13 protein-coding genes are annotated in these 14,955 nt (G+C 58.6%); 9 read left to right on the forward strand and 4 right to left on the reverse strand.

What is annotated here, in order from left to right:
• The first annotated feature begins 3 nt into the window (after positions 1-3).
• Both frr and ADB08_RS03225 read left to right on the forward strand, forming a co-directional pair.
• Entirely contained in the window at positions 4-561 is a 558-nt protein-coding gene (gene frr / locus ADB08_RS03220) for a ribosome recycling factor (protein WP_038628675.1), read from the forward strand.
• Between the two features lie 39 nt (positions 562-600).
• Complete coding sequence (locus ADB08_RS03225; RefSeq protein ID WP_049170784.1) at positions 601-1,506, forward strand: phosphatidate cytidylyltransferase; 906 nt, start codon at positions 601-603, stop codon at positions 1,504-1,506.
• A 21-nt stretch (positions 1,507-1,527) separates the two neighbouring features.
• Here ADB08_RS03225 and ADB08_RS03230 read toward each other — a convergent pair whose 3' ends face one another.
• Entirely contained in the window at positions 1,528-1,956 is a 429-nt protein-coding gene (locus tag ADB08_RS03230) for a lipopolysaccharide assembly protein LapA domain-containing protein (RefSeq protein WP_065421645.1), read from the reverse strand.
• Between the two features lie 117 nt (positions 1,957-2,073).
• Here ADB08_RS03230 and rlmN point away from each other — a divergent pair, with 117 nt between their 5' ends.
• A complete protein-coding gene (gene rlmN / locus ADB08_RS03235) occupies positions 2,074-3,171 on the forward strand; it encodes a 23S rRNA (adenine(2503)-C(2))-methyltransferase RlmN (protein WP_049170933.1) in 1,098 nt (365 codons plus the stop codon).
• Between the two features lie 116 nt (positions 3,172-3,287).
• On the opposite strand, the gene ADB08_RS03240 is transcribed toward rlmN, so the two are convergent.
• The gene (locus tag ADB08_RS03240) at positions 3,288-3,689 is read right to left on the reverse strand and encodes a DUF2631 domain-containing protein (RefSeq protein ID WP_038628682.1); all 402 of its coding nucleotides are present in this window, start codon (positions 3,687-3,689) and stop codon (positions 3,288-3,290) included.
• A 215-nt stretch (positions 3,690-3,904) separates the two neighbouring features.
• Here ADB08_RS03240 and ADB08_RS03245 point away from each other — a divergent pair, with 215 nt between their 5' ends.
• The 4 genes from ADB08_RS03245 to ADB08_RS03260 all read left to right on the forward strand — a co-directional run bounded on the left by ADB08_RS03245 (position 3,905) and on the right by ADB08_RS03260 (position 9,491).
• Positions 3,905-5,137, forward strand: coding sequence for a M50 family metallopeptidase (locus tag ADB08_RS03245; RefSeq protein WP_049170790.1), 1,233 nt, complete (start codon positions 3,905-3,907; stop codon positions 5,135-5,137).
• A gap of 59 nt (positions 5,138-5,196) precedes the next feature.
• Entirely contained in the window at positions 5,197-7,044 is a 1,848-nt protein-coding gene (locus ADB08_RS03250; protein ID WP_049170793.1) for a penicillin-binding transpeptidase domain-containing protein, read from the forward strand.
• Between the two features lie 68 nt (positions 7,045-7,112).
• Positions 7,113-8,024, forward strand: coding sequence for a type I methionyl aminopeptidase (gene map, locus ADB08_RS03255; RefSeq protein WP_049170794.1), 912 nt, complete (start codon positions 7,113-7,115; stop codon positions 8,022-8,024).
• A 3-nt stretch (positions 8,025-8,027) separates the two neighbouring features.
• Positions 8,028-9,491, forward strand: coding sequence for a cobyric acid synthase (locus ADB08_RS03260; RefSeq protein WP_049170796.1), 1,464 nt, complete (start codon positions 8,028-8,030; stop codon positions 9,489-9,491).
• Here the strand turns inward: ADB08_RS03260 and mtr are convergent.
• Both mtr and ADB08_RS03270 read right to left on the reverse strand, forming a co-directional pair.
• Positions 9,488-10,912, reverse strand: coding sequence for a mycothione reductase (gene mtr, locus ADB08_RS03265; RefSeq protein ID WP_101738674.1), 1,425 nt, complete (start codon positions 10,910-10,912; stop codon positions 9,488-9,490). The genes ADB08_RS03260 and mtr overlap by 4 nt on opposite strands.
• 82 nt (positions 10,913-10,994) lie before the next feature.
• On the reverse strand, positions 10,995-12,035 hold the full coding sequence (locus tag ADB08_RS03270) for an alpha/beta hydrolase (RefSeq protein WP_049170801.1): 1,041 nt from the start codon (positions 12,033-12,035) through the stop codon (positions 10,995-10,997).
• Between the two features lie 163 nt (positions 12,036-12,198).
• Here ADB08_RS03270 and mqo point away from each other — a divergent pair, with 163 nt between their 5' ends.
• A complete protein-coding gene (mqo, locus tag ADB08_RS03275) occupies positions 12,199-13,695 on the forward strand; it encodes a malate dehydrogenase (quinone) (RefSeq protein WP_049170803.1) in 1,497 nt (498 codons plus the stop codon).
• Positions 13,696-13,788: 93 nt separating this feature from the next.
• Positions 13,789-14,940 carry an ATP-binding protein gene (locus ADB08_RS03280; protein ID WP_048735587.1) on the forward strand — a complete coding sequence of 384 codons (1,152 nt, stop codon included), beginning with the start codon at positions 13,789-13,791 and terminating at the stop codon, positions 14,938-14,940.
• Positions 14,941-14,955 lie beyond the last annotated feature (15 nt).

Consider the following 14,955-nt stretch of genomic DNA (forward strand, 5'->3'; position numbering starts at 1 on the left):
ACAATGATTGATGAAGTCCTGCTTGACTGTGAAGAAAAGTACGGTAGCTCCGTAGAGCACTGCCGCGAGGAGCTGACGCACATTCGCACTGGTCGTGCGAACCCGGCGATGTTCAATGGCGTTATTGCGGAGTACTACGGTGTTCCGACTCCGATTACCCAGATGGCTACCATTTCGGTTCCGGAGCCGCGCATGCTGCTAATTAAGCCGTATGAGCTGAGCGTTATGGGCGACATCGAAAACGCGATTCGCAACTCCGACCTGGGCGTGAACCCGACTAATGACGGCCAGGTTCTGCGCGTAACTATCCCGCAGCTGACCGAGGAGCGCCGTCGTGAGATGGTCAAGGTCGCACGTTCGAAGGGTGAAGACGCCAAGATTGCGATTCGCAATGTCCGTCGTAAGGGCATGGAAACTCTGAAGAAGATTCAGAAGGACGGCGACGCTGGCGAGGACGAGGTGCAGGCAGGCGAAAAGGAGCTGGACCAGGTCACCAAGAACTACGTCGAGCAGGTGGACTCCTTGGTTGAGCGCAAGGAAGCGGAACTGATGGAGGTTTAGGCCTTCATATTCAACCGGGAGAGGGGATTTGAGGCGCCAATGCCAACGTCGAAGCCAGCGTCCAATAAGGAACGTGTTCTAGACGAGCTACGGCTTATTAAGCCGCGTAACTCGGCAGGTCGGAACCTGCCGGTTGCAATTACGGTGGGCGTAGCACTTGGTGCAGTCGTCATCATCGGCTTGCTGCTGGGGGCGCTCGCCTGGACCGTTCTGGTCGCCGCGGCGGTTGGCCTTGCAACCTGGGAGGTCTGCGAGCGGCTCCGCGAGTCCGATTGGCAGGTCCCTCGCCCGGTTCTGATTTTCGGCGGACAGCTGATGGTGTGGCTGTCCGCCTACTGGGGGATTGACGGTCTGGTCATGGGCCTGACTGTTACCCTGATGCTTTTACTAGTCACCCGTCTGTTTTTGCACGGGATGGCTGAAGCACCACGGAACTGGCTGCGGGATGTCGCAGTCGGAGTTTTCGTGGTGATGTGGATTCCGTTCTTTGCGGCGCTAGCTGTGCAGCTGGTGCACATGGACAATCCCTGGGAAGTCGATCCCCGTCTGGTCATTGTGACCTTCATGATCGGGGTGATTTCCAATGACGTCGGAGGCTATGCCGCCGGTGTCATGTTCGGAAAGCATCCGATGGCTCCGAAGGTAAGCCCTAAAAAATCCTGGGAAGGGTTCGGCGGCTCTCTCGTACTCGCCACTATTACTGGAGCGCTCTGTGCAATCTTTATGTTGCACGCGCCGTGGTGGCAGGGCATCGTGCTGGGCATTGCCTTGGTTATCTCCGCCACGCTTGGTGACCTGATGGAGTCCCAGTTCAAACGCGATCTGGGGATTAAGGATATGTCCTCGATATTGCCGGGCCACGGCGGTCTGATGGACCGCCTGGATGGCATGCTGCCATCAGCCGCGATGACGTGGCTGATATTGCAGCTTTTCAGCCTGGTTTAATTTGGCTGGTTCAGTCGGGCTTTAGTTGTCGCCCTTACGAATCTGGCGGCGCAGATCAAACATTCGCCAGCCACCGATTAGCGCAGTGATGAGGGCGCCGAGGATAGCAGCGAACAGCATTCCGACACCGACCGGGAAGTTCCAGGCCCAGCCGAACAGGTTTAGTGTGGTCTCCTGCTGATTCTGCAGAATGAATACAAGCAATACGATCAGCAAAACTGCACTGATGACCAGGCCAACCCACATCGAGCCCGCGGTAGTCTTTTTCACCTTGCGCCGGCCAGGAGCGGGCGCTGGCTCCGGTGTGGAGTCCTTCTCTGCGGGCGCGTCAACGACTGGCTCTGGAAGGTTGTCCTGCTCTGGTGCAGGAGCCACGGAATCATTTGGAGAGTACGACGGAGTATCGTCGAAAAGCGGACTGTCGTTATTCGGCTGATTAGCGTTAGTCATACCTATCATTCAACACGTTTTGGCAGGTATGTACCACTTGTAAAGGTCCACTTAGTTGCGGCTGCCTAGTCGCTCATTAGGCCAAAACCGTCATTACATGCGAAAATGGGTGCCATCATGGCATCTTCACTTCCAATCGTTCTTAAAGCTCCACGTCGCGGCATGCCCGCGACCCATTTTGCGGACCTCGATGTTGAGGAACGGAAGGCTGCGGTCAAGGAACTGGGCCTGCCGGCCTTCCGCGCCGATCAGATTGCCCGGCACTATTACGGTCGGCTTGAGGCTGACCCTATGACGATGACTGACCTGCCAGAAGCAGATCGTCAAAAGGTCAAGGACAGTCTCTTCCCACCTCTGTTGACTCCCGTTCGCCACATCACCTGTGACGACGGCGAGACTCGTAAGACTCTGTGGCGTGCAGGTGACGGTACGCTGCTGGAATCCGTGCTGATGAAGTACCCGGGGCGTGCGACCCTCTGTATTTCCTCACAGGCCGGTTGCGGTATGGCATGCCCATTCTGCGCGACGGGGCAAGGCGGTCTGCAGCGTAATCTCTCCACCGCGGAGATTGTCGACCAGGTGCGTGAGGCCGCTGCCACTATGGCAGCTGAGGGCGGTCGTCTGACCAACATCGTATTCATGGGCATGGGCGAGCCGCTCGCGAACTACAATCGTGTTCTCGCCGCCGTCCATCGCATCACGCGGCCCTCGCCGGAGGGATTCGGCATCTCGATGCGCAATGTCACCGTCTCTACGGTCGGTTTCGCGCCGAACATCCGACGGCTTGCCGACGAGTACCTGTCAGTAACTCTCGCGGTGTCTCTGCATACTCCGGATGACGAGCTTCGCGACGAGCTGGTACCGATCAACAATCGCTTTACAGTGGCCGAGGTACTCGATGCAGCTCGCTACTACGCAGACAAGACAGGCCGTCGCGTATCTATTGAGTACGCTTTGATTCGCGATATTAACGACCAGGATTGGCGTGCAGACCTGTTGGGTAAGAAGCTCCACAATGCTCTGGGCTCACGTGTCCACGTCAACCTAATCCCGCTCAACCCAACTCCGGGTTCGATGTGGGACGCCTCCCCGAAGAAGCAGCAGGAGGAGTTCGTCCGCCGCGTACAGGCCCAGGGGGTACCGTGCACGGTCCGCGATACCCGTGGCAACGAGATTGCGGCAGCGTGTGGTCAGCTGGCGGCTGAAGAAGTTTAGTCGCTGAATAGCAAAAATCCGCACCGAATTCGGTGCGGATCTTTTTGTGCGCTGTAGCGCTATAGAGCTGTCGCTATAGAGCTGTTAGGCCAGACTTTCTGCAAAAGTGGCTAACTCTACTGGTTCTGTCCTTCCGGCAGGCGGTTCCAGGAGCGCAGCTGAGAGTCGGTCAGGTTAGCGTAGACACCAGTGCCGTTAACCTGGTCACGTGCCCACTCCGGCTCAATGTGGCCTTCCGGCTTGTTGTGACCGGTAACGGTGCGGACCTGAGAACCCTGCGGGGCGAACAACTGCAGCAGCAGGCCAATAGCAATCAGGGCGGCGATGGCGACCAGCCACCAGTTCTCGACGTTGCCCTTGTGGTTACCAATGGTCATACCCAGCAGGAAAATCACGGAAATCCAGCCGGCCTTCTGCATAGCGCTCTTGCTAATGCCGTGCCAGCCCCACTTCGCCGACGGCTCGTCGAGGGTGCTGACGCCGCGGTAAATCTCTTCCTTTGGCTCGTGGTTGCTCACTTGAAAGTCCTCCTGTAAACACTTTCGGCGAATTGCACTCTATATGCACTTCAGTCTATCTGCGATTTTGCTGAAAGCGACTGAGCGCATTTTCAGACAATCTTGAGTATCGGGTGTAAGGATACCTTAGAACTTGCTGAAATTGGGACTTCGCCCGGCCGGAAACTCTCCGCCGGTGTGCTCGTTTGCCCAAAGTGGGGGTAGGGTGAGCACTCGTGACATTTCTTCTTGGAGTTTTACTCTTCGCAATCGGCATCGCGGTGACAATCGCCCTTCACGAATGGGGCCATCTCACCGCAGCTCGACTGTGTGGAATGCAAGTGCGTCGGTACTTCATTGGTTTCGGCCCAACGCTGTTTTCCTTCAAGCGGCATCACGCTGCGGCAGGAGGGCATGACACCGAGTATGGAGTAAAGGCAGTTCCGTTTGGCGGATTCTGCGACATCGCAGGTATGACCGCTATGGATCCAATCGATCCTGCCGAAGAACCCTACGCCATGTACAAGAAGCCGTGGTGGCAGCGCATTATCGTGATGCTCGGTGGGGTGGCAATGAACCTCATCGTTGGATTCATCATTCTTTACTTCATTGCCGTGACGTGGGGTTTGCCCAACATGGGTAAGGAAATGGCGCCACGCATTCAGGCGGTGCAGTGCGTCTCGCCGGCACAGCGTGCCGACGGCACGCTGGAGCCCTGCACTGGTTCCGGTCCTGCAGAGCGCGCAGGGCTACGTGCCGGAGATGTGATTGAGAAGATCAATGGCACCAAGATTACGTCCTACCCCGAGGCTGTGTCGCTTATTGGCAGCTCTGCAGGTGGCGACATCAAAATGACCATCGACCGCAATGGCACCTCCGAGACGGTCACGGTCACCCCGGAAGTCGTCAAACGCAAGACTAACGACGGCCAGGACATCGACCAGCCAGCGATTGGTATCGCCTTCCAACGCCCAGAAACTGTTCTCCACGAGTACAACGCAGTGACCGCCATCGGTGGTGCGGCCAGCTTCACAGGCAGTCTTTTTGGGGCGGTTTGGAATGGGCTGCTCTCCATCCCGGAGAAGGTTCCCGGTGTGGTTGCGTCCATCTTCGGTGCTCAGCGTGACCCGGCCAGCCCAATGAGCGTCGTCGGCGCTTCGCGTGCCGGCGGTGAATTGGTGGAGATGAACCAGTGGCCGTCGTTCTTCCTATTGCTGGCCAACCTCAATTACTTCCTGGCCGTGTTCAACCTCGTGCCGTTGCCGCCACTCGACGGTGGCCACATCGCCGTTGTTATTTATGAACGCATTCGAGACGTGATTCGCAAGGCATTCGGTAAGCCAGCGCTTGGGCCTGCCGATTACACCAAACTCATGCCAGTTACTATGGCCTTTACCGCGGTTTTGCTGGTATTCGGCGTTCTGGTCATGGCCGCTGACGTGGTCAATCCAATTGTGCTAAACCGCTGATAGCAGGTTGCGGCGCGCCAGCGTCGTCGTAAAGCAAAGCGGTGCTAACGTCAGCCCACATGGAACAAACTTCGCGCCGCAAGCCCCTGCTTCGCAGTATCTCGGCTGTGGCAATCACGGGTCTGGTGTTGTCATCCGCCGCGTGTACGCCGCGGCCTGACACCGGGCGCGAGGTGCTCGAGGAATTCCTTGGGGCGCTGGCGGGAGGGGATGTCGCTAAGGCGGCGGCGCTGACCGATCATCCGGATTCCGCTGAGGGGGATCTGAATGCGGCCACCGACGGCCTTCAGCCGGAGGGGCTTGACTATGAGATTGTGGGTATCGATTCCAGCTCGAACCAGTCCTCGGCGGAAGTCGCCATGAATTGGCAGCTACCGCATCAGCGACGCTGGGGATATGACACCACTTTCACACTGACCAAGACTGAGACTGGGCAACGGGATTGGGCATTGCGCTGGTCGCCAGCATCCCTGCATCCACAGCTGGGGCGTAACCAACACCCAGAATTGCGCACTATCGCAGCTCCACGTCCGTCTGTGGTTGGTTCGGACGGTGCGGCCTTGCTTGAGCCGGGGACTGTGCACCGGGTAATTCTCAACCGCGATGGGGCGGAGAATGTGCAGTCGTCGATTAACCGGGCGGCGACGGTCATCAATAATGAAATGCCGGAAGATGGTCCGAAGCTCGACGCCCGAGCAGTGGGGGAGCAGGCAGCTGGTGGGAAGGGTAACTTTTCACTGATTGTGCTGCCGGCATCCACGCCGCAGCGAGTCAAGGATGAGCTCGCGGACATTGACGGAATTTCTGTTAACGATGAAGCCGCTATGGTGCGACCCGACCCGGGGTTCGCGCCCGATTTGATGAGCCGCGTGGAAAGGCTAGTGGACACTGGTGATCACGGTGCCGATGGCTGGAATATCGTGGCGGCCAACGAGGGCGGAGCAGTCGTCGGCACGCTCTATGAGGTGTCTCCGGATGTAGCCCCGGCGGTGCAGGCATCAATTAGTAAAAAGGTGCAGGACGCAGCGCAAAAGGCCGTCGATACGCGGCAAGATGCTAAGGCAATGCTGGTGGCTGTGCAGCCGTCTACGGGCAAGATTCTGGCGGTAGCACAGACAGCGGAAGCAGATAAGGACGGCGACCTTGCGCTGATGGGACAGTTCCCGCCGGGATCGACGTACAAGATTGTTACTGCCGCCGCAGGTGTGCAGCACGAGGGGCTAAATGCGGGATCGACTGTGCCGTGCCCAGGTTCGATGGAGATCGGGCCGCGTATTGTCACCAACTACAACGGAAGTGGTGTCGGGAATACCTCGCTGAGCGATGCGTTCGCGCGGTCTTGTAACACCACGTTTGGCAACATCTCTCACAAGTTGGAGCCAGGGCAGTTCAAGGAGGAGTCCAAGAACTTCGGCATCGGCATCAACTATCACATCGCGGGCCTCGACACTATTACCGGCAGCGTGTCTGATGGCAGTGATGAAGTCGAGCGTATCGATGCGGGCTATGGGCAGGGCAATGACTTGACCAGCCCGTTTGGCATGGCGCTGGTTTCCGCGACGGTGGCGGCCGGACGCACTCCGACACCGTCACTCGTGCCAAGCGCGGGAACCTGGCAGTCGCAGGTATCAAAGCCACTGCCGCCTGAGGTTTTGAATGAGGTTCGCACACTCATGCGGGCGGTGGTGACCTCTGGTACTGGTTCGGCCATTGCCGGTCGAGGTGAAGTTTATGCAAAGACCGGTGAGGCCGAGTACGCTGGCGGCTCCCACGCTTGGTTTACTGGCTACCGCGATGATTTGGCCTTTGCCACGCTTATCGTTGGCGGTGGTGGTTCGGAGCATGCCGTGGCGATTACCGATGCCTTCTTTGCCAATATCGATGAAGGTTCGGGGGACGAGGGCTAGAGCATTTCTGGCTTTGAAACCGGCACAGGCCGAAAGGCTAATCCGGGGGTAGGGGTAGAGTATGTTCCATGATTCAGCGTTCTCCACTTACTCAGCAAAAGTCCACTCCAATTCGCACCGTTCCGGCACATATTGAACGGCCGGAGTACGCCTGGAAGGACGAGGTTCAGGAAGGCGTCGGCGAGCCGCTGGTACAGACTCCGGAAGATATTGAAAATATGCGAGAGGTCTCTCGCATTGCTGCCAACGCGTTGGTGGAGGCCGGCAAGGCCGTAGCTCCGGGCGTGACCACGGATGAGATTGACCGGGTGGTGCACGAGTACCTGTTGGATCACGACACCTACCCGTCCACGCTGGGGTACCGCGGTTTTGAGAAGTCGTGCTGTGTGTCTCTTAATGAGATTGTCTGCCACGGTATTCCGGATACTCAGGTTATTGAAGACGGCGATATCGTCAATGTCGACGTCACCGGATACAAGAACGGTGTCCACGGCGACACCAACGCGACTTTCCTCGCGGGCAATGTCTCGGAGGAGCACCTCCAGCTAGTGGAGCGCACTTACAACGCCACCATGCGCGGCATTAAGGTCATCAAGCCGGGCCGTGAGATTAATGTCATCGGCCGCGTAATCGAGTCTTACGCTAAGCGTTTTGGATACAACACCGTTCGGGACTTCACCGGTCACGGTGTCGGTACCACGTTCCACAATGGTTTGATTGTCCTGCACTACGATGAGCCGAGCCAGGACACGATTTTCGAGCCGGGCATGACTTTGACTGTCGAGCCGATGATTAACCTCGGTGAGCTGCCGTACCACATCTGGGAGAATGGCTGGACTGTGCAGAATGATGACTTCAAGTTCACAGCTCAGTTCGAGCACACGGTGCTGGTGACCTCCGACGGCTATGAAATCCTCACTCTGCCGGATGAGCAGAACGTGCCAGGCCAGTTCCAGACTGGTTGGAAGCCCGAGGCCTAAACCGTGCAGGCCCCTGCAGCTCTGATTGCCGGCTGCACCTCAGATGCCGGTAAGTCGGTTCTGGTCGCCGGCATGTGTCGGCTACTCGCGCGCCGCGGCGTGAAGGTCGCGCCCTTCAAGGCGCAGAACATGTCCAACAATTGCGCTGTCACGCTCGACGGCGGCGAGATTGGGCGCGCGCAGGCTCTACAGGCGTTGGCCTGTGGGCTGGAGCCGGATGTCTCCTTTAACCCGGTGCTTCTCAAGCCGGGCTCGGACCACACCAGTCAGGTGGTGGTCAAGGGCAAAGCCGATGGGCATGTGAGCGCTCTGACGTACCGGTCGCGGAGAAAAGCGCTGCGCGGAGTAGTTGCGGAGACATTGGAAGAGTTGCGGGGGCAGTTCGATGTCGTCCTGTGTGAAGGCGCTGGTAGTCCTGCCGAGGTCAATCTGCGAGAGTCAGACATCGCCAACATGGGGTTGGCAGAGCTCGCTGATCTGCCGGTTGTGGTCGCCGGTGACATTGACCGCGGTGGGGTGCTTGCACATTTCGTCGGCACGCATGCAATTTTGAGCCGCGAAGACCGCGCGCGGATTACCGGTTTTATCGTCAACAAGTTCCGGGGCGATGTTTCGCTGTTGACACCGGGATTGGACGTGGTGCGCGAGCACACCGGCGTGCCCGTACTCGGCGTAGTGCCTTTTATTCCGGGGCTGTGGATCGATGCGGAGGATTCGCTCGGTACAGTCGCTGGTGCGTCGGTAGGGCCGGCGAACGCACCGCTGGGTACGGAAACGTTGTCCGTGGCCGCCATTCGCTTGCCGCGCGTGTCCAACGCCACCGATATCGAAGCGCTTGCCTGTGAACCAGGGGTACACGTGCAGTGGACGGTCGATCCGTCGGTCGTTGCTCGCGCCGACCTGGTCGTGTTGCCCGGGACGAAGTCGACGGTCGCCGATCTCAAGTGGTTGCGCGAGCGTGGGCTTGACGACGTGCTGGAGAACCGAGCTGCCCGGGGGTTGCCGCTGATTGGCATCTGCGGTGGGTTCCAAATGCTCTGCACCACCATCACTGACTCGGTGGAGTCGGTAGCCGGGACAGTGAACGGGCTTGGAGTGTTCGATACCGACATTGAATTCGCGGGGACGAAGACGCTGGTGAGCCACCCGGATGGCTCTTACGAAGTCCACAATGGACAGGTTGTGCGAAGCAGCGAGGCGCCCTTTATCACTGAGCCTGAAGAAGGGGCGCGGCGTGGCATGGTGATGGGTACGCACCGCCACGGCTACCTGGAAAATGATCAGGCGCGCCGTCAGTTGCTGAGCGAAGTCGCAGTTGCCGTCGGTCGAGACGGCTTTGAGGTCAGCTCTAATACTTCGTTTGCCGAAGAACGGCTGCGGCAGATCGACCTGTTGGCCGATGCAGTCGAGGAGTACCTGGCTGGGCCCGCATTGGCCCAGGCCACAGGTATTGAACAGCTGGGCTAGTTATCGAACTCCAGGCCCAGGATTGCGTTTTCAATCAGCTCTGGCAGTGCTGGGTGAATCCAGTGCTGGCCCTTGACAACTTCGCGCACATCCATCTCGAAGCTCATCATCTGGATGCACTGCTGCACTAGAGTGGCAGCCTGCTCGCCGATGAAGTGCGCACCCAGCAGGCGGCCGGTGGCGCGGTCCGCAATCAACTTGGCAAAGCCATCGCGATCCTCCAGCGCCCAGCCGTAGGCGACATCGCCGTAGTTCTGTACCTTCACGGTAATGTCCGTGCCATTTTCCGCAGCCCAGGCGCGAGCTTCATCCTCGGTCATACCGACCTGACCAATCTGCGGATGTGAGAAGACTGCCGACGGAATGTAGCGGTGGTCAAATTCGCGCAGGTCCGACGGATTCAGCACGTTGTGGAAGACAACCTTGGCCTCATGGTTGGCAATATGCTTCAGCTGGTACGGGCTAGAGACATCGCCCAGCGCCCACACACCTTCGGCAGAGGTGCGGCCGTACTGGTCAACCTTGATGCGACCATCGTCGTGCATCGCCACACCACCGGCTGCAAGGTCCATACGGTCACCGTTGGGGATGCGTCCGGTTGCCACGAGCAGGGCATCGGCTGCGAGCTCCGTGCCGTCGTCAAGCGTGACCGTGACGATCTCGCCCTCCTGGGAGAGCTCAGTGATGGAGGTGTTCATACGGATGTCAATGTCGCGGGAGGCAACCTCGTGGAAGCGCTCGGAGATAGCGGCGTCTGAGCCACGCAGCATGACATCGGAGCGCACCAGCATGTGCACCTTCGTGCCGAAGGATGCGAAGACATGCGCGAACTCGCTAGCGATGTAGCCGCCGCCGACGACGATCATTTCGCGCGGAAGCTTGTCGACGCGCATGATGTTCTCGTTGGTGTAGTAATCGACCCCGGAGTCTGCGATGAGGCCCGGAACGTGAGGGCGGGAGCCTGCAGCGATGATGATGTTGTCGGCTGTGATGTCGACGGTTTCCTCGCCGATGCCGGTGCGAATAGTGCGAGGGCCGACGAACGTTGCGTGGCGGTCGTAGACATCGATATTGGGAGTCTCGTCCCCGCGGCGGTATGCCTCGCCGCCGTCGGCAATCTGGTCGACGCGCTGGGCAAAAACGCGATCCTGGATTTGCTTGAGATCAACGGAGTCGAAGGTGCCGTGCACGCCCAGGCGGCTGGCCTCGCGGATGTTGCGGGCGGCATCAGCGGCCAGAACGAACATCTTGGTGGGAATACACCCAACGTTGAGGCAAGTACCGCCGAAACGTCCTTCCTCCACCAGAGCGATACGGACATTGTCGTAGGCCGGGGCTGGAATGGAATTGCCGGACCCGGTTCCGATAATGATGACGTCGTAGTGGCGTGGGGTAGTCTCAGGCGAATTCTCAGTGGTCACAAGCACTCCTAGCATTCTGGTCAAACTAGTTTGGTTCAACCGTACTGAATGCTGATTTATTCCGAGTTCCTATTCTGTGCTCCTATTTTGAGCTGTCTCCTGGATTGACTGTGGCAAGGAACTGGAATGTCTCATTAAAAGCGCGGTCTAGTGCTTCGGGTGCGGAGAGATACACGTCGTGGAGAGCACCCGGAATCGCGACGTTGCGAGCCTGCGGTCCCAAGTGGGCAGTGGCATCGGCAATTTGCTCAGTGTTGAGGACAGAGTCAACGCGGCTGAGTTCCGGTGTGTAGTCGGAACCGAGAAGGTAGTTGTCCGAGTGGAGAACGAGCGTCGGCACGCCGGTATCGATACCGCGGCTGACACGTTGCTGGCCGACGATGATGGCATTGAGCCAACGCCAGTTCTTGTCATGGCCAGCCAGCGGCTTGAAAGTGCGGTTGTACTCCCAGCGTCCCTGGTGGTCGGCGCTAATGGATTTGCCATAGCCGCCCGCAGACTGCACCGGAATGAGACTGTTAGGGCGAATCCGCGACATAACGCGAGTCACCAGCGAGTACACGGGAGCCTTTGCCCGGGAAACGTGCAGAGTCAGCCACGGTGAGTTCAAGACGGCAGCTGTGACGGAAATATTGGGTGCTTGCGGGCAATGGCCGCCTGTGCTTCGTAACCAATCGAGCCAGAGCACGGCAATGAGACCACCAGTGGAGTGCGCATTAACAGTGACAGTTGTATGACCGGCGTGGTCTAACACTGCGAGTGCCCTGTTGAGATCCTCGAAGTAATTCGTTAGATCGCTGCAGCCATGCCAAGTCTGCCCCGGTTGGTGTGCGCGCCCGCACTTACGCAGGTCAATAGCGTAAAAGGCGTAGCCTTCGGCGTGGTACCGCTCCGCCACGTGCTTCTGGAAGAAATAGTCCGACATCCCGTGAATCCATAGAACCGCCGGACGTTTTTGGAAGTCGCTTGCCGACGAGTCGGGGCAGTAGCGGACCAATACCGCGTGTACGGATCCCTCACCGTCGGGATCCTGGCCGAGTTCGATGACATGTTGGCTGTAGTCTTCGCCTAGGTTATCGGGGTTAAAGGTGGGGGTAACGAAATCGGGAATATCGGTAGTCACAGGGTCAAGCCTAGCGCCGATTACCGGGGGTAGTGGGAATGTGTGCCACAATAGATTATGGACTGAGACGGTAGCTCTCTTTTGCGTCTTTAGTTGTGTGCGCGCATGTGAGCGAGCGCTAGTTTGAATCACTAATCAAGTTAGTAAGGATGTTGACAGCAAAATGGCTGATAACAAGCTTCCTGCTTCCAGTGGCGACGAGGTAGACGTCGTCCTCATCGGTGCAGGTGTAATGAGTGCGACGCTGGGTGTGCTGCTCAAGGAGCTCGAGCCATCCTGGTCACAGGTTCTGTTCGAGCGTCTCGATCAGCCCGCCAAGGAGTCTTCCTCCCCGTGGAACAACGCTGGTACCGGCCACTCTGCTCTGTGCGAGCTGAACTACACGCCGGAGAAGAACGGCAAGGTCGATGTCACCAAGGCTAAGCTCATTAATGAGCAGTTCCAGGTTTCCCGCCAGCTGTGGACCTCGCTGATTGAAAACGGCACCCTGACTGACCCGAAGGAATTCATCAACCCAGTTGATCACACCACCTTCGCTCAGGGGCCGGAGCAGATGGCGTTCATGCGTCGTCGCTACGAGGCACTTGAGAAGGAGCCGCTGTTCCACGGTCAGGAGCTCATTGAAGATCCGGACCGTTTCGCTGAGTACCTTCCGCTGATGTCCGAGGGCCGTGACTTCTCCAAGCCGGTCTCCGCTATTCGTAACCCGAATGGTACGGACGTTAACTTCGGTGCACTGACCAAGCAGTACCTGGCCGCACTGTCCGATATGGGTACTGAGATTCGCTACGGACACGAGGTCACCGGTCTGAAGCGCGACGGTTCCAAGTGGATCGTCACCGTGAAGAACCTGCACACCAAGGACGTTCGCACCCTGGTTGCCAACTTCGTATTCGTCGGTGCCGGCGGTGACGCACTGCCGCTGCTGCAGAAGGCTCGTATTAACGAGATTCGTGGTTTCGGTGGCTTCCCGGTCTCCGGCCAGTGGCTGCGCTGCACCAACGAGGAAGTCATTGCTAAGCATGACGCCAAGGTCTACGGTAAGGCTTCCGTCGGCACGCCGCCGATGTCCGTTCCGCACCTGGACACCCGTGTTATCGACGGCAAGCGCGGCCTGCTCTTTGGCCCGTACGCCGGTTGGAACATGAAGTTCCTCAAGAACGGTAACAACCTGGACCTGATTAAGTCTCTGCGTCCGGCCAACCTGCCGTCCATGATGGGTGTTGGTGTCCAGGAGATGGGGCTGACCAAGTACCTGATTACTGAGGTTCTGAAGGACTTCGACGCACGTATTGAGTCCCTGCGTGAGTACGTCCCGAACGCTCGCCCAGAGGACTGGGAGCTGATCGTCGCTGGTCAGCGCGTCCAGGTCATTAAGCCGATGAAGGCTCCGGTCTTCGGTACCCTCGAGTTCGGTACCGCGGTCATCAACTCGTGGGACGGCACCATTGCCGGCCTGATGGGTGCATCCCCGGGCGCTTCCATCGCTCCGGCTGTGATGATTAGCCTGATTGAGCGCTGCTTCGGCCGTCACATGGGCAAGTGGGCTCCGAAGCTGAAGGAGCTCGTCCCGTCCTACGGTACGCACCTGGCTGATGACCCGGCTCTGTTCAAGGAGGTCTGGGAGGCTTCCCAGAAGACCCTGAAGCTGGAGCGCTAGTAACTCGCTGAAGAGCTTCAAAGAGTTCAATTAAGCCAACATTGTTCTACCCCGCTGTGAGCCATCCGTTCGCAGTGGGGTAGAACTGTGCTTATGGAAAAAATCACGTCAGCGACCACTGCACAAACAGAGCCCACTTTTCCTTTTACTGCGATCGTCGGGCAGCAGCGACTACAGCTTGCGTTGATTCTGACCGCGCTATCCCCGGAGATTGGTGGTGTCGTCATCCGCGGTGAGAAGGGCACAGCCAAGACCACTACGGTCCGCGCGTTGGCGCCATTTCTCAGCGGATCGTTGGTAAACCTGCCACTCGGCGCTACGGAAGATCGAGTCGTAGGCTCCATCGATGTGGAGACCGTCCTGACTACCGGACACGCACAGTTCAATCCGGGACTACTCAGCGCGGCTGACGGTGGCATTCTCTATGTCGACGAGATTAACCTGCTGCCGGATCATCTCGTTGACTCCGTGCTCGATGCCGCAGCCACCGGTCGCGTGGTTGTTGAACGCGATGGTATCTCGCACTCCGCAACCTCCAGGTTCGTGTTGGTCGGCACGATGAACCCGGAAGAGGGCGAATTGCGTCCCCAGCTTCTCGACCGCTTTGGGCTCGCCATCGACGTCACCGCATCCAAGGATCCGGCTGTCCGCGCGGAAATCGTCGCCCGCCGCCTCGACTTTGACGCCGACCCGGAGAGCTTTGTCACGCGGTTCGCCGCCGACGACGATGCGCTACACGCTCGCATCGATCGCGCGCGCGCACTGCTTGACGACGTCGAATTGACCCCCAACATTCTTGGTCAAATTGCCACAGTGTGCGCTGCTTTTGATGTGGACGGGATGCGTGCCGACATCGTCATTGCACGTACCGCCCGCGCTCACGCTGCCTGGCGAGTAGCCGGGGACGAGTCGGCGCAGCCGGCACCCGGCAATCCAATTGAGATCACTGCGGAAGACATTAAGGTAGCTGCGGAAATGGCACTGCCGCACCGTCGTCGCCGTGACCCCTTTGATGAACCAGGACTGGACCAGGAACAGCTCGACGATGCTCTGCAGGATGCAGAGGAGCAGTTCCGAGATGACCAGAATCAGCCAGAGTCGAGTCCGGAGTCGGATCCAGAGCCCGATGCTGAGCAGGTCTCCCAGTTCGACTCCAACTCCGAACCTCAGGAGCCACAACAGTCGAATTCCTCGGGATCGAAGGGAGGTCGCGCCGCTGAAGGCGCCCCCTTTCGCCGTTCGTAAAATCAGCGTTGACGG

Source organism: Corynebacterium sp. 239_CJEI, from assembly GCF_001055995.1.
Taxonomy (GTDB): Bacteria; Actinomycetota; Actinomycetes; order Mycobacteriales; family Mycobacteriaceae; genus Corynebacterium; species Corynebacterium jeikeium_D.

Coding starts and splice junctions, on each gene's coding strand:
- ADB08_RS03250 (WP_049170793.1), top strand. CDS start 5,197: ATGGAACAAACTTCGCGCCGCAAGCCCCTGCTTCGCAGTATCTCGGCT.
- ADB08_RS03230 (WP_065421645.1), bottom strand. CDS start 1,956: ATGACTAACGCTAATCAGCCGAATAACGACAGTCCGCTTTTCGACGAT.
- map (WP_049170794.1), top strand. CDS start 7,113: ATGATTCAGCGTTCTCCACTTACTCAGCAAAAGTCCACTCCAATTCGC.
- ADB08_RS03225 (WP_049170784.1), top strand. CDS start 601: ATGCCAACGTCGAAGCCAGCGTCCAATAAGGAACGTGTTCTAGACGAG.
- ADB08_RS03280 (WP_048735587.1), top strand. CDS start 13,789: ATGGAAAAAATCACGTCAGCGACCACTGCACAAACAGAGCCCACTTTT.
- rlmN (WP_049170933.1), top strand. CDS start 2,074: ATGGCATCTTCACTTCCAATCGTTCTTAAAGCTCCACGTCGCGGCATG.
- frr (WP_038628675.1), top strand. CDS start 4: ATGATTGATGAAGTCCTGCTTGACTGTGAAGAAAAGTACGGTAGCTCC.
- mqo (WP_049170803.1), top strand. CDS start 12,199: ATGGCTGATAACAAGCTTCCTGCTTCCAGTGGCGACGAGGTAGACGTC.